A 25,845-nucleotide genomic window follows, 5' to 3' on the forward strand; every position below is an offset into this window, starting at 1 on the left:
ACCGTTCTGTTCGTTGAGTTCACGCCCCTCGTCGACCGACCGAAACACCCGTGGGGGTGCGGCACAATGCCCGCATGCGACGACGGGCGAGCGAGCCGGGCGAGAGCCCCGTGGCCCGCCAGATCCTGCTGCTGCAGGTCGCCGTGGTCGTCGTCCTGGTGGTCACCGCCGTCGCGCTCGCCGCGTGGGACGCCCGCCACGACACCCGCGAGAGCGCACGCGCACAGGCGACCGCAGTGGCGCGGTCGGTGGCCGACTCTCCGTTCGTACGGCAGGAGGTGGACACCGCCGACCCGACGACCCTGCTGCAGCCCTTCGCCGAAGAGGTGCGCCGCGACACCGGCACCGACTTCGTCGTGATCATGGACACCGACCGCACCCGCTACACCCACCCCGACCCCGCGCAGATCGGTCTCCCCTTCGTGGGCGACCTCGGCGGCGCACCCCGGGGCCAGGTGTTCACGCAGGAGTACGTGGGCACCCTCGGGCTGTCGGTGCGAGCGGTCGTGCCCGTCGTCGACGACGACGAGGTCGTCGCGCTGGTGGCGGTCGGCATCAAGGTGGACCGGCTCGACCGCCAGCTCGTCGGCGACCTGCCGCGGATCAGCCTCGCCGCAGGCGCCACCCTGCTGGCCGGCCTGCTCGGCGCGTGGCTGATCTCCCGGCGGCTGCGCCGCCAGACGCACGGCATGGGCGAGCGCGAGATCACCCGCATGTACGAGTACTACCGAGCCGTCCTCGGCGCGGTGCGCGAGGGACTGCTCCTGGTCGACTCCGACCAGCGCGTGCAGCTGGTCAACGACGAGGCCCGGCGCCTGCTCGCGCTCCCGGAGGACGTCGAGGGGCGTTCGCTCGACGAGCTCGGCCTGCCGCCGGGACTCGTCGGCGCGGTCGAGCAGCGCACGGCCGTCGCCGACCAGACCTACGTGCTGGGCCAGCAGGTCCTCGTCCTCAGCTCCTCCCCCGCCTACTGGGACCAGGCCGAGGTGGGTGCGGTGGTCACGATCCGCGACCGCACCGAGCTCCAGGCCGTCACGGGCGAGCTCGACCTCGTGCGCGGACTCACCGATTCGCTCCGCGCGCAGAACCACGAGGCGGCCAACCGCCTGCACACCATCGTCTCCCTGGTGGAGATGGGTCGTGCGGAGCAGGCCGTCGAGTTCGCCACCTCCGAGCTCGAGATGGCGCAGGGGCTCGCCGACGAGCTCGTCTCGGCCGTCGACGAACCGGTGCTCGCCGCGCTGCTCCTGGGCAAGAGCGCCCAGGCTGCCGAACGCGGCATCGACCTCGAGGTCGCGGGCACGCTGCCTGCGGACCTCCCCGTGGATCCCCGGGACCTCGTCACCCTCGTGGGCAACCTCGTCGACAACGCCTTCGACGCCGTGGCCGAGACGAGGTCCACGACGCCGCAGCGCGTGCGTGTGAGCCTGGCCGGCGACGCCGACACCCTGCGGGTCGCCGTCGACGACTCGGGCTCCGGCATCGCGCCCGAGGACCGCGCCCACGTCCTCGAGCGCGGCTGGTCGAGCAAGGCCCAGGAGGGCCGCGGCATCGGGCTGGCGATGGTCTCCCAGGTCGTCTCGCGCCACGGCGGCACCCTCGAGCTCACCGACTCCCCGCTCGGCGGCGCGCGGTTCGTGGTCGGCGTACGCACTCCGGTGGAGGAGGTGGCACCGCGATGAGCGTGCGGGTGCTCGTCGTCGAGGACGAGGAGGTCGCGGCGGAGGCGCACGCGACCTACGTCGGACGCGTCCCCGGCTTCGAGCTGGCCGGGGTGGCACGGTCGGCCGGGGAGGCCGTACGCCTGCTCGACCGGGACGACGCGGTCGACCTGGTCCTGCTCGACATGCACCTCCCCGACGGCCACGGCCTCGGCCTGCTGCAGCGGCTGCGCGCCGAGGGCCGCCAGGTCGACGTCATCGCCGTCACCTCGGCACGCGACACCGAGGTGGTCCGGCGGGCCGTGTCGCAGGGGGTCGTGCTCTACCTCCTCAAGCCGTTCACCTTCGCCGCGTTCCGCGGCAAGCTCGAGCAGTACGCCGAGTTCCGCGCGCAGCTCGAGCGCTCCCCCGCCGACGTGGTGCAGGACGACGTGGACCAGCTCTTCGGTGCCCTGCGCGCCCGCCCGACCGGCGACACGCTGCCCAAGGGGATGAGCCTGGACTCGCTGCGCGCGGTCGTCGTCGCGCTCCGCGCGCGCCCGGACGGCCTGTCCGCGGGTGAGGCTGCCGAGGAGGTCGGTGTCTCGCGCGTCACCGCGCGCCGCTACCTCGAGCACCTGGCCGACGAGGGTCGGGTGACACGCGCGCCGCGCTACGGCGGCGCCGGGCGTCCCGAGGTCGGCTATGTCTGGACGACCGACGACGGGACGTGAGGGTCACTCGAAGGAGAGCGAGTCGATGATCGTGCGGTAGAGCTCCGGCGCCTTCGTCGTGTGCTCGCCGACCTCGATGACCAGCAGCTGGTAGAGGACCTGCTCGCGCACCATCACCCGGCCGAAGGCGGTCGCCGGCTCGCCCTCGTAGGACGTCTCGATACGGACGTCGCGCGCCGGGATCCCGGCATAGGTCACCGGCTTGCTCTTCACGAGCTCTCCGTCGACACCCTGTGCGGCGCCGCGGGCCACCCGCTCGAGGACGGGCCGCGAGTCGGCGGGCAGCTTCGCCGTGCTCACCAGGTAGGCGGTGTCCGCGTCCTCGCACGACCACACGCGGAGCGTGAGCGGCTCGATGCGGCCCTCGACGGGCGTGTCCTGCTTCGTCTCCAGGGGGTCGCACGGGAGCTGGATCTCCCAGTCCTGCGCCGCGAACGTCTGCAAGGAGCCGATGGACTTGCCGGGACGGTCCTTCGTGGCCGCGTCGACAAGGCCGCACCCTGTCGCCAGGGTGGCGCACGCAACGATCAGTGAAGACGCGACGAGTCGTCGCATGGCCCTACCCCCGTGGTCGTGGACATGTGCCCACGACAGCACATCACGTCCGGGTGGCGACCGCAGGACCATCGTCCGGCCGGCACGTCGATCAGCCGAGCACGAGCCCGGGGTAGAGCGGGTGCTTGTCGAGCATCTCGGCCGACTGCTTCGTGACGCGGTCGGCGACTCCCTCGCCCAGGACGTAGGTCGCCTTGCTCGGGTCGCCCGCCTTGGTCGTGCCCGCCGTCGTGTTCGACAGCACGTCGACGATCAGCTCGGCGACCTTGTCGAACTCGTCGTGGCCGAAGCCGCGGGTGGTGAGGGCGGGGGTGCCGAGGCGGACGCCGGAGGTGTACCAGGCGCCGTTGGAGTCCTGCGGGACCGAGTTGCGGTTGGTCACGACGCCCGCGTCCAGCAGGGCCGACTCGGCCTGGCGGCCGGTGAGGCCGAAGGACGACACGTCGAGCAGGACGATGTGGTTGTCGGTGCCGCCGGTGACGAGGTCGGCGCCGCGGGTCAGGAAGCCCTCGGCCAGCGACTTGGCGTTGTCGGCGACCTTCTGCGCGTAGCCCTGGAACTCGGTCGTGCGCGCCTCGGCGAAGGCCACGGCCTTGGCGGCCATCACGTGCGAGAGGGGACCGCCGAGGACCATCGGGCAGCCGCGGTCGACGTCGGCCGCGAACTCCTCCTGCGCCAGCACCATGCCCCCGCGCGGGCCGCGCAGCGACTTGTGCGTGGTCGTGGTGGTGATGTGGGCGTAGGGCACCGGGTTCTCCTCGCCGGTGAACACCTTGCCCGCGACCAGGCCGGCGAAGTGCGCCATGTCGACCATCAGCACGGCGCCGACCTCATCGGCGATCTCGCGCATCTTGGCGAAGTTCACCCGGCGCGGGTAGGCGGAGTAGCCGGCGACGAGCACGAGCGGCTTGAACTCGCGGGCCTTCGCGGCCACCGCGTCGTAGTCGAGCAGGCCGGTCTCCGGGTCGGTTCCGTACTGCTGCTGGTGGAACATCTTGCCGCTGATGTTGGGGCGGAAGCCGTGGGTGAGGTGGCCGCCGGCGTCGAGCGACATCCCGAGCAGGCGCTGGTTGCCGAAATCGTGGCGCAGCGTCTCCCAGTCGGCCTCGGTCAGCTCGTTGACGTTCTTGGCCTGCATCTTCTGCAGGTAGGGGGTCTCCACCTTGTTGGCCAGGATCGACCAGAACGCCACCAGGTTGGCGTCGATGCCGGAGTGCGGCTGGACGTAGGCGTAGGGGGCACCGAACAGCTCACGGGCGTGCTCGGCGGCGAGCGCCTCGACCGTGTCGACGTTCTGGCAGCCGGCGTAGAAGCGGTGACCGACGGTGCCCTCGGCGTACTTGTCGCTGAACCAGGTGCCCATCGTCATCAGCACGGCCGGCGAGGCGTAGTTCTCCGAGGCGATCAGCTTGAGCGAGCCACGCTGGTCGGCGAGCTCCTTGCGGGTGGCCTCGGCGATGCGCGGCTCGACCGACGCGATGACCTCGAGTGCCTGGGAGTACGCGCTGCTGATGAGGGAGTCCGTCATGGCGCCCAGACTAGAGGCTCGGGAACGGCCGCTGTCGACGGCGTACGGGAGGTGGACGTACGCCCGGGGGAACCTGCGCGGGGCGGAGCTGACCGGAGCGCGGGTGTGTGACCTGGACCGCAGCAGGGGTTCTGGCCACGCCTGCCGGCCGATGTCCATCTCACATGGTGGAGACCAGTCCCACGATACGAGATTTCGCCTTGTGGAATGGGCGTCCACTCCCTGAGACTTCTTGACATGGTCACCGCTTCCACCCACACGCACTTGGTGGTTCGACGTCACGTCGACCTCATGCGCGTGGGCAGCGCGACCTGTTGGCATCGCTGAATCGCCGCCCCGTAGTCCCCCTCCGCGCTCAACGTCGCGCGCGGCACTCCTCAGCGAACAGGAATTTCCTGATCATGCCCGACCTCCGGTTCAAGCCCACGGCTGCCCAGAACACCGAGATCCCGCGCCCCAAGCGCGCGGAGGGTCAGTGGGCGCTCGGCTACACCGAGCCTCTGAACAAGAACGAGCAGTCCAAGAAGGACGACGACCCGCTGCACGTCCGGGACCGCATCCTCCACACCTACTCGCGCCGCGGCTTCGACTCGATCGACCCGGCGGACCTGCGGGGCCGATTCCGCTGGATGGGCCTCTACACGCAGCGCGCGCCCGGCTTCGACGGCGGCAAGACCGCGCAGCTCGAGGAGGAGGAGCTCGACGACCGCTTCTTCATGATGCGCGTCCGCACCGACGGCCAGGTCCTCGACGGTGACGCCCTGCGGGCGCTCGGCGAGCTGTCGACCGCGTACGCCCGCAACACCGCGGACATCACCGACCGCAACAACATCCAGTACCACTGGATCGAGATCGAGAGCGTCCCGGCGATCTGGGAGCGGCTCGAGGCCGTCGGCCTCACCACACTCGAGGCGTGCGGCGACAGCCCGCGCCCCTTCCTCGGCTCCCCCGTCGCCGGCATCGCCAAGGACGAGATCATCGACGGCACCGAGGCGCTCGAGGAGATCAAGCGCCGGGTGCTCGGCAACCCCGACTTCTCCAACCTGCCGCGCAAGTTCAAGACTGCGCTGACCGGCCACCCCAGCCACGACGTGGCGCCCGAGGTCAACGACGTGTCGTTCGTCGGGACGGTCCACCCGGAGCACGGCCCCGGATTCGACCTCTGGGTCGGCGGCGGGCTGTCGACCAACCCGATGCTGGCCCACCAGCTCGGCGTGTGGATCCCGCTCGACGAGGTGGCCGACGCCTGGGAGGGCGTCGCCGGGATCTTCCGCGACTACGGCTACCGCCGGCTCCGCTCCAAGGCGCGGCTCAAGTTCCTGCTCGCCGACTGGGGCAAGGAGAAGTTCCGCGAGGTCCTCGAGAACGAGTACCTCCACCGCGCGCTCGTCGACAACCCCTCCCCCGAGGCACCGGTCTCACAGGGCGACCACATCGGCATCCACGAGCAGAAGGACGGCCGTTTCTACGTCGGCGCCGCGCCCGTCGTCGGCCGCATCGACGGCACCACGCTGACCGCGCTCGGCGACCTCGTCGACACGTACGGTGCCCGCGGCGCGCGCCTGACGGCGTACCAGAAGCTGGTGGTGATCGGCGTGAAGGCCGAGGACACCGCCGCCTTCGCCGACGACCTCGAGACGATCGGCCTCACCGCGCGGCCCAGCAACTGGCGGCGCTCGACGATGGCCTGCACCGGCATCGAGTTCTGCAAGCTCGCCATCGTCGACACCAAGGAGCGCGCCCGCCGCTTGGTGACCGAGCTCGAGAAGCGCTTCCCCGACCTCGACACCGACATCACGGTCAACGTCAACGGCTGCCCCAACGCCTGCGCCCGGACCCAGGTTGCCGACATCGGCCTCAAGGGCCAGCTCGTCATGGACGAGCACGGCAACCAGGTCGAGGGCTTCCAGGTCCACCTCGGCGGTGGGCTCGCGCTGGGAGCGACCTTCGGGCGCAAGCTGCGCGCGCACAAGGTCACCAGCGCCGGCCTCGACGACTACGTCTCGGCGGTCGTCTCGGCCTACCTCGCCGACCGAACCGACGGCGAGCGCTTCGCCGCCTGGGTGGCACGCGCCGACGAGGCCCTGCTGCGCGGGGAGCCGGTGGCGGTCTGATGTCCGAGCGCGCGCAGCCCTTCCACTGCCCCTACTGCGGGGACGAGAACCTGTTCCCCCAGGAGGGTGCGGGTGCCTGGGAGTGCCGTTCGTGCCTGCGCAGCTTCACCGTCAAGATGACCGGGATGATCCGGCCCGGCGGGGGTGCTGCATGAGCGCCTCCACGCAGGCCGCCCGCGACTTCAAGGGCACGCACACCGCCGGCCGTACGCCGGAGGAGCTGCGCGAGCTCGTCTCCCACGTCGGCGCCGAGCTCGAGCTCGCTCCCGCCGAGGTGATCATCGAGTGGGCCGTCGCCACCTTCGGCGACCGGTTCGCGATCACCTCGTCGATGGGCGACGCCGTGCTCGCGCACCTGGCCTCCAAGGTCGCGCCGGGCATCGACGTCGTCTTCCTCGACACCGGCTACCACTTCGTCGAGACCATCGGCACCCGCGACGCCGTCGAGGCGACGCTGCCGGTCAACCTGCGCACCGTCAGCACGTCGCTGACCGTTGCCGAGCAGGACGCGCAGTACGGCAAGGACCTCTACAAGACCGACCCCGACCTCTGCTGCGCGCTGCGCAAGGTGAAGCCGCTCGCCGACACGCTCGCCGAGTACGACGCCTGGGCGACCGGCCTGCGCCGCGCCGAGACCCACAACCGGGTGATCGCGCCGGTCGTCGGCTGGGACGCGCGCAAGGGCAAGGTCAAGGTCTCCCCCCTCGCCCGCTGGACCGACGAGCAGGTCGAGGCCTACATCGTCGACAACGGCGTGCTGGTCAACCCGCTCGTCCACGACGGCTACCCGAGCATCGGCTGCTGGCCGTGCACCCGCCGCGTCGCACCCGGGGACGACCCCCGCAGCGGCCGATGGGCCGGCACCTCGAAGACCGAGTGCGGCATCCATGCCTGAGCCACCCCACGACGTTCTTCTCCTTCGCTTCGCTCCCCCGAACAACGCCGCGGGGACCCCGACCCCCAAGAAGATCCCCGCCCGTATGGCTCGCGACAACGCCGTCGCACCCACCCTGTTGCACCGCACCACCACTCACAATCGGAGGCACCCCTGATGGCTGCTCCTGCTCTGGTTGCCCTGGCTCACGGAAGCCGCGACCCCCGCTCGGCCCAGACGATCAAGGCGCTCGTCGCCGAGGTTAAGGCGATGCGCCCCGACCTCCGCGTCGAGACGGCGTTTCTTGACCTCGCCAAGCCGTCGTTCGACACGGTCGTCGACCGCCTGGTCAAGGCCGGCTTCGACGAGATCGTCGTCGTCCCCCTCCTGCTCACCGAGGCCTACCACGCCAAGGTCGACGTGCCCGAGGTGATCGCCTCCGCGATGGCGCGCCACGAGGGCCTCCGGATCCAGGCCAGCCGGATCCTCGGGATGGAGGCCGCCTTCCTCGAGGTGCTCGACGTCCGCCTCCGCGACGCGCTGAAGGCCGCCCGCGTCCGCGAGCTCGACGCCCTCGTCCTGGCCGCCGCCGGCTCGTCGGACCCGCTCGCCAACCAGTCGGTCGCCCGCATCGCCCGCACCTGGGCCGCCCGCCACCGCCTCCCGGTCACCGCGGCGTTCGCCTCGGCGACGCCGCCCGCCACCGGCGAGGCCGTCCGCGCCCTCCGCGCGGAGGGCAAGCGGCACATCGCCGTCGCGTCGTTCTTCCTCGCGCCCGGCCGGCTGCCCGACCGGGCCGCCGAGCTGGCCCTCGAGGCCGGCGCGGTGGCGGTCTCCGACCCGCTGGGCGCCCACCCGGCGGTGGCCCGCGCGATCCTCGCCCGCTACGCCGTCGGAGCGGTCGAGCTCGTCCCCGTCTGAGCACCTGACGTTCGTCAGAGGTGCTTGAGGGCCTCGCGGCGGGACAGGCCGCTCAGCCGGTCGGCGTGGGTCGAGACGAAGCGGCGGACCCTCGCGGAATCCGTCCGGGAGTGCTGGCGCAGCGCCCAGCCGAGGGCCTTGCGGACGAAGAACTCGCGGCCGTAGGCCGTGTCGTCGAGGTTGGCGACGAGCACCCGCTCGAGCAGGTCGGTGTCGGTGGCCTCCGCGTGCCGCAGCTGCGCGAGCATCGCGGTCCTGCGCACCCACAGGCTGTCCGGGTCGACCGACCAGGCATCCATCAGCGGCGTGACCGCAACCCGGTGGTCGAGCAGCACCTGGCCGACCAGGTGTGACGCGATCTCGTCGACGACGTCCCACCAGGCGCCGAGGCGGACCAGCTCCTCGAGCAGCGGGAGCAGGTCGGGGTCGAGCCATTGCCGGTAGCCGCGGTGCCGCAGCAGGGCGACCGCGGCGTACCACTCCTCCCGGTGGGTGGCGTCCTCGAAGAGCTCCAGCGCCGCGGCCTCCCACTGGGCGCGGTCGGCGAAGCGGTGCTCGCCCAGCAGGGGCCCGAGGATCGACCGCAGCTCGGGAGCGGTCAGCCCGGCGTAGGGCAGGTCGGACTTCATGTACGCGCGCTGCTGCGCGGCCCGGACAGGGTCGCCGACCTCGGCGAGGGCGGCGCGGACGGCGCCGACGTAGGTCACCGGCTCAGCCCACCAGGCGCTCGCGGAGGTGCTCGAGCTGGCGGGCCGGGTCCTCCGTCACCCCGCCGTGCACCGGCCCGGGCTGGAGGACGGTGCTGCGCGGCGCCTTGAGGAAGCCGAACCGCTGGCCGAGGGGCTGGCGCGCCGCCTCGCCGGCGCGCGCGTCGCCGCGGCACACGAGCTCGACGAAGGACAGCGCCTCGCGCACCTGGTCGACGTCGATCCCGGGGTGGAGCGCGCGCAGCCGGTCGGCATCGACGTGGCACACGACGTCGAGGAAGTCGGCGGCCTGGCAGTGCAGGACCACGCCGACGTTGAGGAACTCCTCGCGGTCAGGTCGCGGCACGCAGCGCAGCACGACGTACTGGTAGGCCTGCCTCATCGGGCACCGTCCGGGAGCCACTGGCGGGTGCCGAGGCGGGCGACCAGGAAGTCGACGTACGCCGCTCGTAGCGCGTCCGGCCCCAGCTGATCGGCACCGTCGGCGCCGGGCACTGCCTCGAGCCACACGTCGGGCACCTCGGCGACGACCTCGGTGAGGACGTCGCGGCCCAGGGACGCCGAGATCTCGTCGTCCAGCTCCTGCGCCCGACCGGCGCAGGTCTCGAAGACGTGGCCGCTGGGGTCCCACGGCTGGACGGCGAACCGCGCGGGGTCGGTGACGCCGCCCGCCCACCCGTGGTGGAAGTAGAGCGAGGCGCCGTGGTCGATCACCCAGAGGTCACCGTGCCAGACCAGGAGGTTGGGGTTGCGCCACGACCGGTCGACGTTGGCGGTGAAGGCGTCGAGCCACAGGACGCGGGCGCCCTCGTCGTCGGGGGTGCTCACCTGGCCGTCGACGCCGAACGAGCCGGGCAGGAAGTCGATGCCGAGGTTGGCGCCGACGCTGGCGTTGAGCAGGTCCTGGACCTCCTCGTCGGCCTCGTAGCGGGCGAGCTCGGGATCGAGGTCGAGCTCCACGAGCCGGGGCGTGCGCAGCCCGAGGCGGGTGGCCAGGCCACTGACGATGACCTCGGCGACGAGCACCTTGGCGCCCTGGCCGGCGCCGCGGAACTTGCAGACGTAGGTCCCGAGGTCGTCACCCTCGACGATGCCGGGCAGGCTGCCGCCCTCGCGCAGCGGGGTGACGTAGCGCGTGACGGTGACGCGTGGGAGTCCGGCGGGGCTCACTGGACCGGGGACTCCTCGGCGAGCCGGCTCGTCTCGGCCGCGACGTCGAAGTCGGCCTTCGGCCACTGCAGGTCGAGCCCGCGCAGGGTGTCGAGGAGCAGCTGGGCGACCGCGAGGTTGCGGTACCACTTCTTGTCGGACGGGATCACGTGCCACGGCGCCACCTGCGTGCTGGTCCGCTCGAGCACGACTTCGTACGCCTCGCGGTACTTCGGCCAGAACGCGCGCTCGTCGAGGTCACCGGGGTTGTACTTCCAGTGCTTGTCCGGGTTGGCGAGCCGCTCCCCGAGGCGGGCCTTCTGCTCGTCGGCGCTGATGTGGAGCATGCACTTGATGATCGAGTAGCCCTCGGCGACCAGTCGCGCCTCGAACTCGTTGATCGCGCCGTAGCGGCGCTCGATCTCCTCGGGCTCGGCGAAGCCCCGGACCTTGGCGATCAGGACGTCCTCGTAGTGCGAGCGGTCGAAGACGCCGATGTAGCCGGCCGGCGGGAGGCCCTTCTCGATGCGCCACAGGAAGTCGTGCGACCGCTCCTCGTCGGTCGGCGCCTTGAAGCTGGTGATCCGCACCCCCTGCGGGTCGACGAGCCCGATCGTGTGGCGCAGCACGCCGCCCTTGCCGCTCGTGTCCATCCCCTGGAGCACCAGCAGCACGCGACGCTCGCTGTCGATCGTCCGCTCGGCCCACAGCCGTTCCTGGAGGTCGGCGAGCTCGCCGCCCATCGCGTAGAGCGCTGCCTTGCCGTCGGTCTTCTTCCCGTCGAAGCCCGGGGCCGCGTCGGTCTCGATGGCGGTCAGGTCGACCGGGCCCGGCGGCAGGCGGAGGGCGTTGGCGATCGCGGAGGACGTCATGGGCACATCATGGCCCACGCACACGCAGTGATCAGCCCAGCACGCGGCGTACGTCGAGGGTGCAGCCGATCACCGTCGCCGTCGTGCCGTCACGCTGCGGCTCGTCGAACCAGGTGCCGCGCGCGAATCCAACCTTGTCGAGGATCCGCAAGGACGCGGCGTTGGCGTGGTCGGGGGCCGCGAAGTACGCCGAGGCGTCCGGGAAGCGCTGCCGCGCACGCACCATCCAGGTCCACAGGATGCGCGCCCCGAGACCGCGGCCGACCCACGCCGGCTCCCCGACCACGTAGTCCAGCCCGATCGCATCGGGGTCTGGCGTGAGCAGCGCGACGTCGGGGTAGTCACGGATCCGGTAGTCCTGCACGAACCCGACGGAGTACCCGTTGACGTCGGCGACCCACATCCGCGTGGGAGTGGTGCCGTCGACCCGAGGTCCGTACCTGGCAACGACCTGCTCGTCGCCCGGGTTCCCGTCGTTCCCCCACCAGCGCCGCACGTGGTCCTCGCGGAGCCACCGGCCGAGGATCGGTAGGTCGCCGCGGGCCATGGAGCGCAGGACGATCCGTTGATCGGGCTCCACGACGAACCGCTTCACCTCGCCCGACAGGTCCTCGGCGACGGGATCCCCCGGCACCGCTTCCGCGACCCGCGCGGCCGCAGCCGCCCAGGACTCCCCCGGCCGCGCGGCGCCGGTCAGCTCGCGCCCCCCATGGCGTACGACGACCGGGACGGGGTCGGCCCCCTCAGTGCGCGAGGGCACCCGGGACGACCGGCGGCAGGACGGACCACGGAAAGTCGATCCACTGCTCCGTGCGGCGCCAGGCGTAGTCGGGCTTGATCACCGACTGCGGCTTCTCGTAGATCACCACGGTGCGGGCCTCGAGCACGTGACCCTCGCAGAACTGGTGGACGAGCTCGAGCGTCCGTCCGGTGTCGGCCACGTCGTCGGCGATCAGGACCGTGAGCCCGGACAGGTCCACGCGGGCCGGTGTGGGCGGCAGCATGATCGGCACGTCGAGGCGCTGGTCGACGCCGGTGTAGAACTCCACGTTGATGACCGACAGGTTCTTCACGCCGAGGGCGTAGCCGAGGCCCATCCCGAGGGCCAGCCCGCCGCGTGCGATCGACAGGATCATGTCTGGCGCGAACCCGGAGTCCGCCACCTCCTGGGCCAGCTCCCGGGTGGCGGTGCCGAACATCTCGTAGGTCAGGACCTCGCGCTCGCTGCTCACGTGCCCATCCCACCAGAGGTCGGTGTCGGGCCGGAAGGGGGCGGTTCAGAAGTCGGGGTGCGGCTCGTCGAGCTCCTCGTCCTGCTCGCCGAGCGCCTCCCGGACCACCGAGAACGCCAGCCCGGCGGCGTAGCCCTTGCGGGCCAGCATCCCGGCGAGCCGCCGGGTCGCGACCTGGCGGTCGAGGCTCGCCATCGAGCGCATCTTCTTGTCGACCAGCGCACGGGCGGCGGCCCTCTGGTCGTCCTCGTCGATCTGCTCGAGCGCCTCCTTGGCCTCCTCGTCGCCGATGCCCTTGCGGCGCAGCTCCTGCGCCAGCGCGCGGGGTGCGAGCCCGCGACTGCGGTGCCGGCTCTCCACCCACTGGCGGGCGTAGGCCGAGTCGTCGATCAGCCCGACCTCGGTGAACCGGTCGAGCAGCTCGGCGGCGACCTCCTCGGGCACCTCGCGCTTGGCCAGCTTGTCGGCGAGCTCCTTGCGGGTGCGCGCCTGGCCGGTCAGCGAGTCGAGCACGATCGTCCGGGCGACACCTTCGGGATCGGCCTCGACCTCGGCCGCCGCGGCGGCCTGCCGCGCCTCCCGGGCCTCGGCCCGCTCGGCGAAGGTCTTCGAGCGACCCCGACCGCCGCGCTTCTTGCCACGACGCTCGCGTGGCGCATCCGAGGTCGGTGCCACCGCGTGGGGCGTGGATGGGGTCTCCCCCACCCACGCCTTCACGCCGAGGCTGACGTCACCGGCCCAGTCGGGGGCCGGGCGCGACTCCGACATCAGAAGTCGTTGACCCCGATGGGCTCGTCGCTCAGGTCGTCGGCGGGCTTGTCGACGGCGGGAGTGACGCCGAGCTTCTCCAGGATCAGCTTCTCGATCTCGTTGGCGAGGTCGGGGTTGTCCTTGAGGAAGTTGCGGGAGTTCTCCTTGCCCTGGCCGAGCTGGTCGCCCTCGTAGGTGTACCAGGCGCCGGCCTTGCGGATGATGCCTGCCTCGACACCGACGTCGATCAGGCCGCCCTCGCGGCTGATGCCCTTGCCGTACATGATGTCGAACTCCGCCTGCTTGAACGGCGGGGCCACCTTGTTCTTGACGACCTTGACGCGGGTGCGGTTGCCGACCATGTCGGTGCCGTCCTTGAGCGTCTCGATGCGGCGCACGTCGAGGCGCACCGAGGAGTAGAACTTCAGCGCGCGACCACCGGTGGTGGTCTCGGGCGAGCCGAACATCACGCCGATCTTCTCGCGCAGCTGGTTGATGAAGATGGCCGTGGTGCCGGAGTTGTTGAGGGCACCGGTCATCTTGCGGAGCGCCTGGCTCATCAGGCGGGCCTGGAGGCCGACGTGGCTGTCGCCCATCTCGCCCTCGATCTCGGCACGGGGCACGAGCGCCGCGACGGAGTCGATGACGATCAGCGACAGCGCGCCGGAGCGGATCAGCATGTCGGCGATCTCGAGCGCCTGCTCACCGGAGTCGGGCTGGGAGACCAGGAGGGCGTCGGTGTCGACGCCGAGGTTCTTCGCGTAGTCGGGGTCGAGCGCGTGCTCGGCGTCGATGAAGGCGACGATGCCGCCGGCCGCCTGGGCGCTGGCCACCGCGTGGAGGGCGACCGTCGTCTTTCCGGAGGACTCCGGACCGTAGATCTCGACGACCCGGCCGCGCGGCAGGCCGCCCAGGCCGAGGGCCACGTCGAGGGCGATCGACCCGGTGGGGATCACCTCGAGCGGGGCACGCGTCTCGTCGCCCAGTCGCATGACCGAGCCCTTGCCGAACTGCTTCTCCACCTGTGCGAGGGCGGCGTCGAGGGCCTTCTCGCGGTCTGCTCCAGCCATTGCTGTGTCCCGTTCTCTCGTCGTTGTGTCGGTACGTCTGCGACGCTAGGGCGAGCCACTGACAGTCCCTGATCAGGACCGTCCGATGCTGTGGACAACCTCGCCCGGCGTCGTACCTGTGGACGCACAGTAGCCCGAACAGGTGTTCGATGTAGCGTTCGGACGCGGCGTGTCGCAGGCGTGTTGCGGCGAGCCGGAGCGGCTCAGTCGCGCACCCGGACGAGCACACCGGCGGCCACCACGGACAACGCCAGGAGCTCGGCGACGACCGACAGCGCGGAGTAGCCCAGCCAGCCCACGATCACCCCGGCCAGTGCTCCTCCGCCGGCGGCGGTGAGCGCCATGGCCATGTCGGAGGTGCCCTGGACGTCCGTACGCGCCGAGATCGGGGTCCGGTCGGCGATGACGGTCGAGGCGGCCACGGTGGCGAACGACCAGCCGAGGCCGAGCAGGAAGAGACCGGACGTGATCTCCCACGACGTGCCTTCGGGCGAGACGGCGCACAGCGAGAGCGCCACCAGCAGCAGCACCCCGCCCGCGACGAGGACGGGGCTGCGACCGAACCGGTCGGCCGCCCAGCCGACGACCGGCGAGAAGGCGAACATGCCGAGCACGTGGATCGAGATGACGAAGCCGATGACCTCGAGGTGCGCGCCGCCGTGCTCCATGTGGAGCGGGGTCATGATCATCACGGTCACCATCGCCGCGTGGGCGCACGCCATGCCCACCACGGCGGCCCCGACGGCCGGCACCGCGCGCACCACGTCGACGAAGCGCGCCCACGACCCTCCGCGCGCCTGGACGCCCGTGGTCGGTGTGACCCCGGCCGCGGCCTGGGCCACGAGCAACGGATCGGGACGCAGCCGCACCCACACCCAGCCGGCGGTGACGACCAGGACGACGGCACCGATGGCGAACCCGCCGGTCAGCTCCGGGATGCCGATGGCCCGTCCCGCAGAGCCACCGACGCCGATCAGGTTGGGACCGGCCACGGCTCCGATCGTGCTCGCCCACACGACGAGCGACAGCGCCCGCGCGCGGTGCGCCTCCGTCGCGAGGTCGGTCGCGGCGTAGCGCGAGCCGGTGTTGACCGCCGTGGTCGCGCCCAGCAGCAGCGAGCCGAGCAGCAGGACCACCATCGAGCCCAGGACGCCGGCGACCACCGCGAGCACCGCGCCCGACGCTCCGACCAGGTAGCCGGTGACCAGGCCGACCCGGCGACCGCGTCGTCGCATCACCCGCGCCAGTCCGTAGGCCGCTGCCGCGGTGCCGAGCACCTGGCAGGTCTGTGCGAGCCCGGCCAGTGTGTCGCTGCCGGAGATGTCGCGGGCGAGCAACGAGGAGGTGGTCACCCCGATCGTGACGCCCACCGCTCCGACGGCCTGGGACACCAGCAGCGTGCGGACGGTGTGGCGCTGCACCGCCTCGAGGTCGAGGTCGGCCGCCAGCGTGACGGGGCCGGTCACCGCTCGCTGTCCGGGAGCTCGAGCTGGCGGCGCACCGCCGCCCAGACCTCCTTGGGAGGCATGCCGGCGTCGAGCGCCTCCCGGGTCGTCCGGCCGTCGAGGTCGCGCACGACGGTCAGCTCGGCCCACGTGCGGGAGTAGCTGCGGCCGAGGACGTCGTCGAGCCGCGCCCAGAACTCGGTGTGCCTCACGGGGACACCCCATCACGGACCGCCGACAGCTCGAGCCAGGTCTCCCCGCGCGAGCCCGCGACCCCCGACCGCACGGACACCTCCGACCACCCCGAGGAGACCACCGTGGTGTGCAGCGCCGGCGCCTGCCAGTAGGTGAAGTGCCGCGGGTTGCGGATCGAGCCGTGGGTCGACCAGCCCTCACCGTCGCCCTCCTTGAGCGAGACGCGCAGCACCCCGCCGGGACGCGTCACCTCGGCCAGCCGGGCCAGGACGGTCGGCAGGTCGTCGCGCCGCACGTGCAGCAGCGAGGCGTTGGCCCACACCGCGTCGCACGGACCCTCCGGCGAGGACAGGTCGTCCACGAGCGGGTCGAGGAGGTCGCACGCCTCGCCCTGCGAGCGGAGCAGCTCGACGAAGCCGGGGGTGACGTCCGTACGCCGCACGCGCAGGCCCAGCGACTCCATCAGCCGCGCGTCCCGTCCGCCGCCGGACCCGATCTCCAGCACCCGTGCACCCGGGCCGAGGAGGTCGACGAACGCCTCGATGTCGGCGCGGACCGAGTCGGGCAGCACCGGCCCGTTGGCGACGTACGCCGCCGCGTCGAGGTCGTAGGCGCGGACGGTGTCGTCGTCCCTCATACGGCGCCCACGTCGTGGAGGTGGTGGACGACGTCGTGGAGGTGGTAGCTCCCGAGGGTCTCGACGGTGAACCGGTCGCCGTTGGAGCGGAGGCCCGGCCGGTCCGACGTCTCGTCGGTGACGGTGGCGTAGATGCCGGCGACGGTGCCCGCGGCCTCGATCAGCTCGACGGCGACGGTGGCGGCGTCCTGCCCGGCGTAGTCGCTCTCGACGGCCGTGGCGTCCTGGTCCCAGTTGGCGAAGGTCGGCCCGTCCTCGTCGAGCATCAGTCGCAGCCGCTGCGCGAACAGGACGTGCACGTCGCGGACGTGGCAGCCGTACTCCAGCGGCGACCACACGTCCGACGCCGGTCGCTCGCCGACGTCACGGCGCGCGAGCACCTGCGACCAGGTCATCGCGGTGTCGTGGACCAGCCGCGGCAGGTCGGCGAGCCCCTGCGCCGTCGGGTCGAAGCCGCACTCGCCGCACGACCGCTCGAGGACCCAGGTCCAGTCCTTGGTGTCCGGAGTGATGCCCATGCCGGTCATCCAACCAGTCACGGCTGCGGGGACAATGCGTGGAATGGACATCCGCCGCGCTCTTCCCGCCGACCTGCCCGCGGTCGCCGAGATCTACGGGCGCGAGGCGCGCGAAGGCCACGCGACGTTCGACCACGAGCCGCGCCCGATGGAGTTCTGGGAGGACAAGCTCGCCGGCGACGACCACTTCCTCGTCGCCGAGGACGAGGGGATCGTGGTCGGCTGGGTCTCCTCGGCGCCCTACCGGCCCAAGCCGGCCTATCGCCACACGAGGGAGACGACGGTCTACGTCGCGCCCGGCCACCAGGGCCTCGGCGCGGGCCGGCGGATGTACGACGCCCTGCTGGCGTTGCTGCGCTCGGACGGGGTGCACGCGGTCGTGGCCGGCGTCGCCCTCCCCAACCCGGCGAGCCAACGCCTGCACGAGGCGTGCGGTTTCGAGCAGGTGGGCGTGATGCGCCAGGTGGGCCGCAAGTTCGACCGGTGGATCGACCTGGCGTGGTACTCGCGGGTGCTGGACTGAGCCAGGTCGAGGGTCAGGCCAGCCCGAGCTCGCGCGTCGAGACCTCGCGCATCTCGACCTTGCGCACCTTGCCGGTGACCGTCATCGGGAACTCCTCGACGACCATCACGTAGCGCGGGATCTTGTAGTGCGCGAGCCTGCCGTCGGCGTACGCCCGCACGGCAGCCGTGTCGAGCGGCTCGGTGCCCGGACGCATCCGCAGCCACGCGCACAGCTCCTCGCCGTACTTCGCGTCCGGGACGCCGACGACCTGCACGTCCTCGACGTCGGGGTGCGTGTAGAGGAACTCCTCGATCTCGCGCGGGTAGATGTTCTCGCCGCCGCGGATCACCATGTCCTTGATCCGGCCGGTGATCCGGACGTAGCCCTCGTCATCCATCACACCGAGGTCCCCGGTGTGCATCCAGCCGTCGGCGTCGACCGCCTCGGCGGTCTTCTCCTCGTCGTCCCAGTAGCCGAGCATCACCGAGTAGCCGCGGGTGCAGAACTCCCCGGCCTCGCCGCGCGGCAGGGTGTCGCCGCTGACCGGGTCGATGATCTTGATCTCGAGGTGCGGCGCGACCCGGCCGACCGTGCCGACCTTGCGCTCGAGCGAGTCGTCGGTGCGGGTCTGCGTCGACACCGGCGACGTCTCCGTCATGCCGTAGGCGATCGTCATCTCGTCGATCCCGGCGTCGATGAGCTTCTTCATCATCTCCTCGGGGCACGGCGAGCCCGCCATGATGCCGGTCCGCACGCTGCCCAGGTCGTACGACGTCAGGTCGGGCAGCGCCCACTCGGCGATGAACATCGTCGGCACGCCGTAGAGCGACGTGCACCGCTCGTCGGACACCGCGCGCAGGGTCAGCGCGGGATCGAAGCCGGCGGCCGGGATCACCATCGTGGCGCCGTGGCTGGTGCACGCGAGGTTGCCCATGACCATCCCGAAGCAGTGGTAGAAGGGCACCGGGATGCACACCCGGTCCTCCTCGCTGTAGCGGCACGCCTCGCCGACGAGGTAGCCGTTGTTGAGGATGTTGCGGTGGCTGAGGGTCGCGCCCTTCGGGAAGCCCGTCGTCCCCGAGGTGTACTGGATGTTGATCGGGTCATGCGGGTCGAGCGACGCAGATCGCCGGCGGAGGTCGTCGTCCGAGACCCCCGACCCGTCGGCCAGGAGCCCGGCCCAGCTGTGCTCGTCGTCGAGGTGGACGACCCGCTCGAGGGCGTCGCTCTGGTCGGCCGTCTCCTCGATCATCGCGCGGTAGTCGCTGGTCCTGAACGACGTCGCGCTGACCAGCATCCGCATGCCGCTCTGGTTGACGACGTAGGCGAGCTCGTGGGTGCGGTAGGACGGGTTGACGTTGACCAGCACCGCGCCGACCTTCGCGGTCGCGAGCTGGACGAGCGTCCACTCGGCGCTGTTGGGACCCCAGATCCCGACCCGGTCGCCCTTGTCGATCCCCGCGCCGATCAGGCCGCGGGCGACGGCGTCGACGTCGCGGTCGAGCTCGGCCCAGGTCCACCGACGACCGCTCGCACACTCCACCAGCGCCTCGCGGTCGGCGTACGCCGCCACCGTCCGCTCGAGGTTGGCCCCGATCGTCTCCTCCAGCAGCGCCGGTGTGGTCTCGCCCTGTGCGTAGGAGTCCATCCGGGCAACCTAGGACGGCGCCGGGCGCGTTGGCTACAGGTTGGTCAGGTGAGCAGGAGCTTGTCGAGGCGACGGCGCACGACCATGAGACCGATGACGCCCATCACCACGAGGTAGACGACCGACACCGCGGACTCCCACGTGACCACGCCGGTGGTGAGCTCGCGGCACAGCACGACGCCGCGGTAGAGCGGGGTGGCCTCGACGACCCACCGCAGGACGCTGTCGCCGAAGGCCTCGACCGGGAAGAAGGTCGCCGAGAAGAGGAAGAGCGGCATCTGGGCGAGGGTGATCTTGTCGAAGTCCTGCCAGGACTTCATCCACGTCGTCAGCGCCATGCAGACGGCCGAGAAGGCGAACGCGATCAGGATCGCCGCGGGCAGCGCGAGGACCGCCCACCACGACTCGACGAGCCCCATCGCGAGCATCACGACGAGGAAGGCCGCGGAGTAGACCGAGCCGCGGATCAGGCCCCAGGCGATCTCGCCGCGCGCGATGTCACCGGTCGTCAGCGGCGTCGCGAGCATCTGGTCGTAGAGCTTTTCGTACTTCAGCTTGAAGAACACGTTGAACGTCGAGTCGAGCAGCGCGCCGTTGAAGGCCGACGTGGCCAGCATCGCCGGCGCGACGAACGCGGCGTAGGACACCTGCTCGCCGTGGAACTCGAAGCTGTCGATGAGCTGGCCGACGCCGACGCCGATCGAGAAGAGGTAGAGCACGGGCTCGAGGAAGCCCGTGAGGAAGAGCTTCCACGCGGACTTGTAGACGATGAAGTTGCGCAGCACGAGCAGCCGTGTGGCGTGCACCGGAGTCATCGGCGCGGGGATCGCGACCTGGTCGAGAGCGGCCATCAGACCTCCAGTCGCTTGTCGAGGCCCGTGACGGCCCAGCGCCACCCGACCAGGCTGAGGACGACCAGCACCGCCAGGTTGACGGCGGCGAGCGACCAGTCGACGGTGTCGAGGCAGAACATCCGCGACAGCGAGACGCCGTGCCACAGCGGCGTCAGCCGCGCGACCCACTCGAGCACCGGCCCGAGGTTGGCGATCGGGAAGAACGCACCCGAGAAGAGGGTCAGCGGCAGCACCCCGAGCCGGAAGATCAGCCCGAAGCCCTCCTCGGACTTCAGCCTCGCGGAGACACCGAAGGTCAGCAGTGCGAAGGCGGTCCCGACGAGTACCTGTGCGAGCCAGGCGAGCACCGGACCCCACCAGCTCTCGAAGACCCCGAAGGGCGCCAGCACGAGCATGAAGACCGCGCAGGCGGAGGCGATGCGGAAGACGACGAAGGCGATGAAGGCGTTGACCAGGTCACGCACCGCCAGCGGTGTCGCGAGCTGGGCGAAGAAGGTCTTGTGCCACTTGATGGCGCCCATGACGGGGTACGTCGACTCGCTGACCGCGATCTGCATCGCGTGCGCCGCGACCAGGCCGGGGACGATGAAGGCGAGGTAGGAGGTCGCCCCCTCGAGCCTGCTGGGGTCGCCGTCGATGAAGCCGCCGAGCAGCACGCCCATCGCGACGACGTAGAACAGCGGGGCAGCGAAGGAGCCGATCACTCCCCCGCGCCAGGTGCGCTTGTAGACGGTCAGCCAGTAGTCGTACTGGCGGGCCATCCCCTCCCACGCGGAGAGGGTGCCGGTGGGTCGCGTCGACTGCGTCGTGGCGGTCGCCATCAGTCGGCCAGGCTCCGGCCGGTGAGGCGCAGGAACACGTCCTCGAGCGTCGAGCGGCGTACGAGCGTCGCGATGGGCTGCAGGCCGCGGTCGATGACGGCGGTGACGACGTCCTCGCCCCGGTCGCTGTAGACGAGCAGCCGGTCGGGCAACACCTCGACGCGGTCGCCGAGGTCCTCGACCTTCTCGGCGAGCGCCTCGTGCTCGCCGACGCCGAAGCGCAGCTCGGCGACCTCACGGGTCGAGTGGGCCTCGATCAGCTCGCGCGGCGAGCCCTCGGCGGCGATCACGCCCTTGTCCATCACCACGAGGCGGTCGCACAGCTGCTCGGCCTCGTCCATGTAGTGGGTGGTGATCACGAGGGTCACGCCCGCCTGCTTGAGACGGAAGAGCTGGTCCCACAGCACGTGCCGCGCCTGCGGGTCGAGGCCCGTCGTCGGCTCGTCGAGCAGCAGCAGGTCGGGGTTGTTGATCAGGCTGCGGGCGATCGTCAGGCGACGCTTCATGCCGCCGGACAGGTCCTCGACCTTGGACTTCGCCTTCTCGGTGATCTGGGCGAACTCGAGCAGCTCGTTGGCCCGGTCGCGGCAGGTGGCGCGGTCGATCCCGAAGTAGCGGCCGTAGATGTAGAGGTTGTCGAAGACGTTGAGCTCGTTGTCGAGCGTGTCCTCCTGGGGGCAGACGCCCAGCCGGCCGCGGATCGCGGGGCCGTCGGTGGCCGGGTCCATGCCGAGGATCCGCAGCTCACCCGAGGTCACGGGGCTGACCGAGGCGATCATCCGCATCGTGCTCGACTTGCCGGCACCGTTGGGACCGAGGAAGCCGAACGCCTCGCCCTTGCGGACGTCGACGTCGATGCCCTTCACCGCCTCGAAGTCCCCGAAGGACTTCCGCAGTCCGCGCGCCGAGATCATGGATTGCGTCACAGCCGATGACCCTAGATCAGCCTGACGACAACCGGCGAACTTCTTCAGCCATCGCTCGCCGGCGTCAGCCGCAGGAGACGCCCGGCGCCCTCGTCCTCCAGCAGCCAGATCGCGCCGTCGGGACCCTCCTCGACCGCGCGGATCCGCTCGCCCAGGTCGAAGACCTCGGACCCGCCGGCGGTCGTGCCGTCGAGGTCGACCCTCACCAGCGCCTCGCCGGACAGCGCTCCGAGGAACGCGTCGCCCTCCCAGTCGGCGAAGAGGTCGCCGCCGTAGATCATCAGGCTGCCGGGCGAGATGCTCGGGTTCCACGACGTCACCGGTGCCGCGAACCCGTCGCCCTCGGCGTGGTCGGGGATCTCGCCGCCGCCGTAGTCGCTGCCGTTGGACACCTCGGGCCAGCCGTAGTTGGAGCCCGCCTCGACGAGGTTGAGCTCGTCGCCTCCCTCGGGACCCATCTCGGAGGACCACAGCGCCCCGTCGGGAGTGAACTCCAGGCCGAGCGGGTTGCGGTGGCCCCACGTCCAGATCTCCGCGGTGACCCCGCCCTCGTCCGCCAGCGGGTTGCCCGGCGCAGGCTCGCCGTCGGGCGTCAGCCGCACGATCGTGCCGAGGGTGTTGGAGGTGTCCTGCGCGGGCTCGCCCTGCTGGCGTTCGCCGGAGGAGACGAACAGGTGCTCGCCGTCCGGGGAGAACGCCAGCCGGTGGCTCAGGTGGCCGTCACCACTGGTCTTCGGCGTCTGGCGCCAGATCACCTCGAGACCGTCGAGACGCGGAGCACCGTCGTCCGTGACGAGCGTGGCCCGGCCGACCACCGCCCCGATGCCGCCGTCGCCCTCCTCGGCCCAGCTGAGGTAGACGGTGCCGTCCTCGTCGTACGTCGGTCCCGGCAGCACGTCGCCCAGGCCGGCCTGCCCGCTGTCGACCACCTCCGGCACTCCGGCGACCTCCACGCGCTCCCCGCTGTCCGAGTCGCGAAGGTGGAGCACCCCGCTCCGCTCGGTCACCAGCAGGTCGCCGTCGGGCAGGAACGCCATCGCCCACGGCTCGTCGAAGCGGTCGAGCTCCTCGACCTCGAACGGCCAGTCCCGGTCCCCTGCGCCGGTCGCGGGGCCGAGCGCCCCTGAGGAAGCACTGTCGGCGCACCCGGCCGTCAGCGCGGCGACGACGCCGGCGAGCAGGAGCGACGCGGACTTCATGGCTCCATGGTGCGCGACGGCGCCAACCCGTCGGCCGCGATCTGGGAGGCGCCCGGTAGGAAGGAGGCATGCGCATCTTCCTCACCGGCGGCAGCGGCAAGGCCGGCCGGCACGTCGCCCCCTACCTCGCCGAGCAGGGCCACCAGGTCACCAACGCCGACCTCGTACCCCTCGACCACCCCGACGTCAACGACCTCCGGGTCGACCTCACCGACGCCGGCGAGGTCTACTCCGCGCTCGCCGGGCTGGCGACGTTCGACGAGCTCGACCTGCCCGAGAAGCCGACCTACGACGCCGTCGTGCACCTCGCCGCGATCCCGGCGATCCTCAAGCAGGCGGACTCCGCGACCTACGCGATCAACGTCCTCAGCACCTACCACGTCCTCGAGGCGGCGACCCGCCTCGGCATCCCGAAGGTCGTCTTCGCCTCGTCCGAGACGACCTACGGCATCTGCTTCGCGCAGGGCGAGCGCAAGCCGCTCTACGTGCCCGTCGACGAGGAGCACCCGACCGTCCCGGAGGACTCCTACGCCATGTCCAAGGTGGCGGGCGAGGTGACGGCGCGGTCGTTCCACGCGCGCTCCGGCGCCGACATCTACGGCCTGCGCATCAACAACGTCATCGAGCCCCACGAGTACGCCGAGATGTTCCCCGACTTCCTCGCCGACCCGGCGCTGCGTCGCCGCAACATCTTCGCCTACATCGACGTCCGCGACCTCGGGCACATGATCCAGCGCTGCCTGGAGACCGACGGCCTGGGCTTCGAGGTGTTCAACGTCGCCAACCCCGACATGTCGGTGGCCGCGACGACCGACGAGGTCATCGAGCGGTTCTACGACGGGGTCGAGGTGCGGCGGGAGATGGGACGCGACGAGACGTTCTTCGCCATCGACAAGGCCCGCGAGCTGGTCGGCTTCGACCCGCAGCACTCCTGGCGCGACGTGCTCGACGACCCGCGCCGCGACGCCTGAGCCACGGCCGGGGTCAGCGCACCCCGGCCTGCCCGAGCGCAGCGGCGATGGCCGCGACGTGACCGGGCGTCGACCCGCAGCACCCGCCGACGAGGTCGATGCCGAGGTCGGCGAGCCGCGTCGCGTGGGCCGCCATGTCCTCCGCGCTGGCGTCGTACTCGAAGTGGTCGCCCACCACCTGCGGGAGACCGGCGTTGGACTGGGCGACCAACAGCAGGCCGTCGGGCCGCGCGGCCACCATCTCGGCGGCGATGACCTCCATCTCCTCGGGACCGCGACCGCAGTTGGCGCCGACCGCGTCGGCACCGGCTGCCGCGAGGTGGGTCACGGCGTCGCCGGGCCGCACCCCCATCATCGTGCGGAGGTTGGTGTCGAAGCTCATCGTGACGACGATCGGGAGGTCGGGCGCCACCTCGCGGGCCGCGGCGAGCGCGGCGTCCGCCTCGGCGAGGTCGCTGAGCGTCTCGACGAGGACGAGGTCGATGCCGCCCTCGACCAGGGCCACGACCTGCTCGGCGAAGAGGGCCTGGGTCTCCTCCGGGGTCAGGGTCCCGAGCGGCGCCATCAGCTCGCCGGTCGGTCCGAGGTCGCCGGCCACGAGCAGGCCCCGTCCGTCGGCGACGGAGCGCGCGATCCGGGCGGCGTTGCGGTTCACCTCGGCGAGCCGGTCGCCGAGGCCGTGCATGTCGAGACGGGGACGGGTGCCGCCGAAGGTGTTGGTGGTGAGCACGCGCGAGCCCGCGTCGGCGTACGCCGTGTGCGCGGCGCGGACCGCGTCCTGGTTCTCCAGGTTCCAGAGCTCGCCGGGGTGGCCGTCCTCGAGTCCGCTGTCCTGGAGGAGGGTGCCCATGGCGCCGTCGAGGAGCACCGGCCGGTGGTCGCCGAGGAGCGCGGCGAGGCGGTTCACGAGGTCAGCCCGTCGAGGTAGCCGGCGATCCGCTCGGCCGGCCACTCGCGGTCGAGCTCGGCGGCCACGCGGTCGAGCACCTCGGCCGGCGAGCCGTCGGCCTCGGCCCACGGCGAGCGCTCCCAGCCCTCCAGGTAGTCGGTCGCACCGGTGTCGCCGAGCCGCATCGCGGCCTCGTCGATCGCCTCCTGGAACCTCGCGGCGAGCTGCACCTTCGCGGTCTCGTCGCCCGACCGGGCCGCGACCATCGACGGCAGCTCGCGCCACCGCGTCACCTGGAACTCCGTCATGGCACGAGCCTAGGCGGCGAGGCCCGCGTGCCTACGCTTGTCCAGTGATCGAGCCGGTGTCTCCCGAAGCCCCGCAGCTGCGGGGTCGCGTGCTGATGAGCCAGGACTGGCGAGACGTCACCTTCCTGCACTGGGCGGTCGATCCGGCCCTGGTCGCGGACCGGATGCCTGCGGGCGTGCGCCCCGACGTGCTCGAGGGCCGCACCTACGTCGGTCTCATCCCCTTCCGCATGGTGGACGCCGGTTTCGGTCGCGGTCCGGGCATCCCCTGGGCCGGGACGTTCCTGGAGACCAACGTGCGCCTCTACTCCGTCGACGACACCGGTCGCCGCGGCATCGTCTTCCTGAGCCTCGACACCGACCGGGCGCTCGTCGTCGCCGGCGCCCGCGCGGGATTCGGCGTTCCCTACCGCTGGGCGCGGATGCGGCACCGATCGGCGGGAGGCGAGCACACGTACGACGCGCGACTGCGCTGGCCGGGCACGCGTGCGTCGAGCCACGTCGTCGTACGCCCCGGCGCTGCCCGCGAGCCCACCGAGCTCGACCACTTCCTGAGCGCCCGCTGGGGCCTGCACACGCGGTGGGGCGGCCGCACGCTCTACGTCCCCAACCACCACGAGCCGTGGCCGGTGCACGACGCGGAGGTCGTGGCGCTCGAGGACGGGCTGATGGCGTCGGTCGGGCTCCCCGGCCTCGCCGACCGCGCCCCTGACCACGTCGGTTTCAGTCCCGGGGTGCACACCGACTTCGGGTTCCCTGTGGACGCTCGCCGCCCACGGTGAG

The 25,845-nt window shown here is 71.5% G+C and carries 30 protein-coding genes and 1 pseudogene; 10 read left to right on the forward strand and 21 right to left on the reverse strand.

The window, feature by feature from the left end; all coding sequences use genetic code 11:
• Positions 1-74: 74 nt before the first annotated feature.
• Both JI751_RS11525 and JI751_RS11530 read left to right on the forward strand, forming a co-directional pair.
• Positions 75-1,682, forward strand: coding sequence for a sensor histidine kinase (locus tag JI751_RS11525; RefSeq protein WP_201936334.1), 1,608 nt, complete (start codon positions 75-77; stop codon positions 1,680-1,682).
• Complete coding sequence (locus tag JI751_RS11530; RefSeq protein WP_201936336.1) at positions 1,679-2,374, forward strand: response regulator; 696 nt, start codon at positions 1,679-1,681, stop codon at positions 2,372-2,374. Before JI751_RS11525 ends, JI751_RS11530 begins: the two co-directional genes overlap by 4 nt.
• A gap of 3 nt (positions 2,375-2,377) precedes the next feature.
• Here JI751_RS11530 and JI751_RS11535 read toward each other — a convergent pair whose 3' ends face one another.
• Both JI751_RS11535 and JI751_RS11540 read right to left on the reverse strand, forming a co-directional pair.
• The gene (locus tag JI751_RS11535; RefSeq protein ID WP_201936338.1) at positions 2,378-2,929 is read right to left on the reverse strand and encodes a hypothetical protein; all 552 of its coding nucleotides are present in this window, start codon (positions 2,927-2,929) and stop codon (positions 2,378-2,380) included.
• Positions 2,930-3,020: 91 nt separating this feature from the next.
• Positions 3,021-4,508 (reverse strand): annotated as a pseudogene (locus JI751_RS11540) (glycine hydroxymethyltransferase); the annotation flags it as partial.
• A 186-nt stretch (positions 4,509-4,694) separates the two neighbouring features.
• Between JI751_RS11540 and JI751_RS22065 the strand changes: the two are divergent.
• The 5 genes from JI751_RS22065 (at position 4,695) to JI751_RS11560 (ending at position 8,366) form a co-directional block, all read left to right on the forward strand.
• On the forward strand, positions 4,695-4,784 hold the full coding sequence (locus JI751_RS22065) for a putative leader peptide (protein ID WP_372440565.1): 90 nt from the start codon (positions 4,695-4,697) through the stop codon (positions 4,782-4,784).
• Positions 4,785-4,858: 74 nt separating this feature from the next.
• Positions 4,859-6,571, forward strand: a complete 1,713-nt coding sequence (locus JI751_RS11545) for a nitrite/sulfite reductase (protein WP_201936340.1) — start codon at positions 4,859-4,861, stop codon at positions 6,569-6,571.
• On the forward strand, positions 6,571-6,726 hold the full coding sequence (locus tag JI751_RS11550) for a hypothetical protein (RefSeq protein ID WP_201936341.1): 156 nt from the start codon (positions 6,571-6,573) through the stop codon (positions 6,724-6,726). Before JI751_RS11545 ends, JI751_RS11550 begins: the two co-directional genes overlap by 1 nt.
• Positions 6,723-7,466 (forward strand): phosphoadenylyl-sulfate reductase, encoded by a 744-nt coding sequence (locus JI751_RS11555; protein ID WP_201936342.1) that lies wholly within the window; start codon positions 6,723-6,725, stop codon positions 7,464-7,466. The genes JI751_RS11550 and JI751_RS11555 overlap by 4 nt, the downstream gene beginning before the upstream one ends.
• 156 nt (positions 7,467-7,622) lie before the next feature.
• Positions 7,623-8,366, forward strand: a complete 744-nt coding sequence (locus JI751_RS11560) for a sirohydrochlorin chelatase (protein WP_201936343.1) — start codon at positions 7,623-7,625, stop codon at positions 8,364-8,366.
• A gap of 14 nt (positions 8,367-8,380) precedes the next feature.
• Here the strand turns inward: JI751_RS11560 and JI751_RS11565 are convergent, their stop codons facing one another.
• From JI751_RS11565 to JI751_RS11620, 12 genes are all read right to left on the reverse strand, one after another.
• Positions 8,381-9,073: a DNA alkylation repair protein gene (locus JI751_RS11565; RefSeq protein WP_201936345.1), complete on the reverse strand. Its 693-nt coding sequence runs from the start codon at positions 9,071-9,073 to the stop codon at positions 8,381-8,383.
• 4 nt (positions 9,074-9,077) lie between these two features.
• Positions 9,078-9,455 carry a DUF3037 domain-containing protein gene (locus JI751_RS11570; protein ID WP_201936346.1) on the reverse strand — a complete coding sequence of 126 codons (378 nt, stop codon included), beginning with the start codon at positions 9,453-9,455 and terminating at the stop codon, positions 9,078-9,080.
• Positions 9,452-10,243: a HipA family kinase gene (locus tag JI751_RS11575; protein WP_201936348.1), complete on the reverse strand. Its 792-nt coding sequence runs from the start codon at positions 10,241-10,243 to the stop codon at positions 9,452-9,454. The genes JI751_RS11570 and JI751_RS11575 overlap by 4 nt, the downstream gene beginning before the upstream one ends.
• A complete protein-coding gene (locus JI751_RS11580) occupies positions 10,240-11,094 on the reverse strand; it encodes a PPK2 family polyphosphate kinase (protein ID WP_201936349.1) in 855 nt (284 codons plus the stop codon). Before JI751_RS11580 ends, JI751_RS11575 begins: the two co-directional genes overlap by 4 nt.
• Before the next feature lie 31 nt (positions 11,095-11,125).
• Positions 11,126-11,854, reverse strand: coding sequence for a GNAT family N-acetyltransferase (locus JI751_RS11585; RefSeq protein ID WP_201936350.1), 729 nt, complete (start codon positions 11,852-11,854; stop codon positions 11,126-11,128).
• Positions 11,838-12,326 carry a phosphoribosyltransferase gene (locus JI751_RS11590; RefSeq protein ID WP_201936351.1) on the reverse strand — a complete coding sequence of 163 codons (489 nt, stop codon included), beginning with the start codon at positions 12,324-12,326 and terminating at the stop codon, positions 11,838-11,840. Before JI751_RS11590 ends, JI751_RS11585 begins: the two co-directional genes overlap by 17 nt.
• A 45-nt stretch (positions 12,327-12,371) precedes the next feature.
• On the reverse strand, positions 12,372-13,094 hold the full coding sequence (locus JI751_RS11595) for a regulatory protein RecX (RefSeq protein WP_201936352.1): 723 nt from the start codon (positions 13,092-13,094) through the stop codon (positions 12,372-12,374).
• Positions 13,094-14,146 carry a recombinase RecA gene (gene recA, locus JI751_RS11600; RefSeq protein WP_090970510.1) on the reverse strand — a complete coding sequence of 351 codons (1,053 nt, stop codon included), beginning with the start codon at positions 14,144-14,146 and terminating at the stop codon, positions 13,094-13,096. Before recA ends, JI751_RS11595 begins: the two co-directional genes overlap by 1 nt.
• A gap of 203 nt (positions 14,147-14,349) precedes the next feature.
• Complete coding sequence (locus tag JI751_RS11605; protein WP_201936353.1) at positions 14,350-15,612, reverse strand: MFS transporter; 1,263 nt, start codon at positions 15,610-15,612, stop codon at positions 14,350-14,352.
• Positions 15,609-15,803 (reverse strand): DUF3046 domain-containing protein, encoded by a 195-nt coding sequence (locus JI751_RS11610; protein ID WP_201936354.1) that lies wholly within the window; start codon positions 15,801-15,803, stop codon positions 15,609-15,611. The genes JI751_RS11605 and JI751_RS11610 overlap by 4 nt, the downstream gene beginning before the upstream one ends.
• Positions 15,800-16,423 (reverse strand): class I SAM-dependent methyltransferase, encoded by a 624-nt coding sequence (locus tag JI751_RS11615; protein ID WP_201936355.1) that lies wholly within the window; start codon positions 16,421-16,423, stop codon positions 15,800-15,802. Before JI751_RS11615 ends, JI751_RS11610 begins: the two co-directional genes overlap by 4 nt.
• On the reverse strand, positions 16,420-16,941 hold the full coding sequence (locus JI751_RS11620) for a DinB family protein (RefSeq protein WP_201936356.1): 522 nt from the start codon (positions 16,939-16,941) through the stop codon (positions 16,420-16,422). The genes JI751_RS11615 and JI751_RS11620 overlap by 4 nt, the downstream gene beginning before the upstream one ends.
• A 43-nt stretch (positions 16,942-16,984) precedes the next feature.
• Between JI751_RS11620 and JI751_RS11625 the strand changes: the two genes are divergently transcribed.
• A complete protein-coding gene (locus JI751_RS11625; RefSeq protein WP_201936357.1) occupies positions 16,985-17,464 on the forward strand; it encodes a GNAT family N-acetyltransferase in 480 nt (159 codons plus the stop codon).
• Positions 17,465-17,477: 13 nt separating this feature from the next.
• Here the strand turns inward: JI751_RS11625 and JI751_RS11630 are convergent, their stop codons facing one another.
• Genes JI751_RS11630 through JI751_RS11650 form a run of 5 tightly spaced genes read right to left on the reverse strand, consistent with a single transcriptional unit; the run spans position 17,478 to position 22,894 of the window.
• Positions 17,478-19,094 carry an AMP-binding protein gene (locus tag JI751_RS11630; protein ID WP_201936358.1) on the reverse strand — a complete coding sequence of 539 codons (1,617 nt, stop codon included), beginning with the start codon at positions 19,092-19,094 and terminating at the stop codon, positions 17,478-17,480.
• Between the two features lie 44 nt (positions 19,095-19,138).
• The gene (locus JI751_RS11635) at positions 19,139-19,945 is read right to left on the reverse strand and encodes an ABC transporter permease (RefSeq protein ID WP_201936360.1); all 807 of its coding nucleotides are present in this window, start codon (positions 19,943-19,945) and stop codon (positions 19,139-19,141) included.
• Positions 19,945-20,769, reverse strand: coding sequence for an ABC transporter permease (locus JI751_RS11640; protein WP_236666071.1), 825 nt, complete (start codon positions 20,767-20,769; stop codon positions 19,945-19,947). The genes JI751_RS11635 and JI751_RS11640 overlap by 1 nt, the downstream gene beginning before the upstream one ends.
• Positions 20,769-21,695 (reverse strand): ABC transporter ATP-binding protein, encoded by a 927-nt coding sequence (locus tag JI751_RS11645; RefSeq protein WP_443678520.1) that lies wholly within the window; start codon positions 21,693-21,695, stop codon positions 20,769-20,771. The genes JI751_RS11640 and JI751_RS11645 overlap by 1 nt, the downstream gene beginning before the upstream one ends.
• Positions 21,696-21,739: 44 nt before the next feature.
• Entirely contained in the window at positions 21,740-22,894 is a 1,155-nt protein-coding gene (locus JI751_RS11650; RefSeq protein WP_201936362.1) for a PQQ-dependent sugar dehydrogenase, read from the reverse strand.
• Between the two features lie 68 nt (positions 22,895-22,962).
• Here JI751_RS11650 and JI751_RS11655 point away from each other — a divergent pair, with 68 nt between their 5' ends.
• Positions 22,963-23,865, forward strand: a complete 903-nt coding sequence (locus tag JI751_RS11655) for an NAD-dependent epimerase/dehydratase family protein (protein WP_201936364.1) — start codon at positions 22,963-22,965, stop codon at positions 23,863-23,865.
• A 13-nt stretch (positions 23,866-23,878) separates the two neighbouring features.
• Here JI751_RS11655 and JI751_RS11660 read toward each other — a convergent pair whose 3' ends face one another.
• Complete coding sequence (locus tag JI751_RS11660) at positions 23,879-24,772, reverse strand: homocysteine S-methyltransferase family protein (RefSeq protein WP_201936368.1); 894 nt, start codon at positions 24,770-24,772, stop codon at positions 23,879-23,881.
• The gene (locus tag JI751_RS11665) at positions 24,769-25,062 is read right to left on the reverse strand and encodes a virulence factor (RefSeq protein WP_201936370.1); all 294 of its coding nucleotides are present in this window, start codon (positions 25,060-25,062) and stop codon (positions 24,769-24,771) included. Before JI751_RS11665 ends, JI751_RS11660 begins: the two co-directional genes overlap by 4 nt.
• A gap of 44 nt (positions 25,063-25,106) precedes the next feature.
• On the opposite strand from JI751_RS11665, the gene JI751_RS11670 reads away from it, so the two are divergent.
• Entirely contained in the window at positions 25,107-25,844 is a 738-nt protein-coding gene (locus JI751_RS11670; protein ID WP_307814136.1) for a YqjF family protein, read from the forward strand.
• The last annotated feature ends 1 nt before the right edge of the window (position 25,845 follow it).

Source organism: Nocardioides baculatus, from assembly GCF_016735675.1.
GTDB classification, from domain to species: domain Bacteria; phylum Actinomycetota; class Actinomycetes; order Propionibacteriales; family Nocardioidaceae; genus Nocardioides; species Nocardioides baculatus.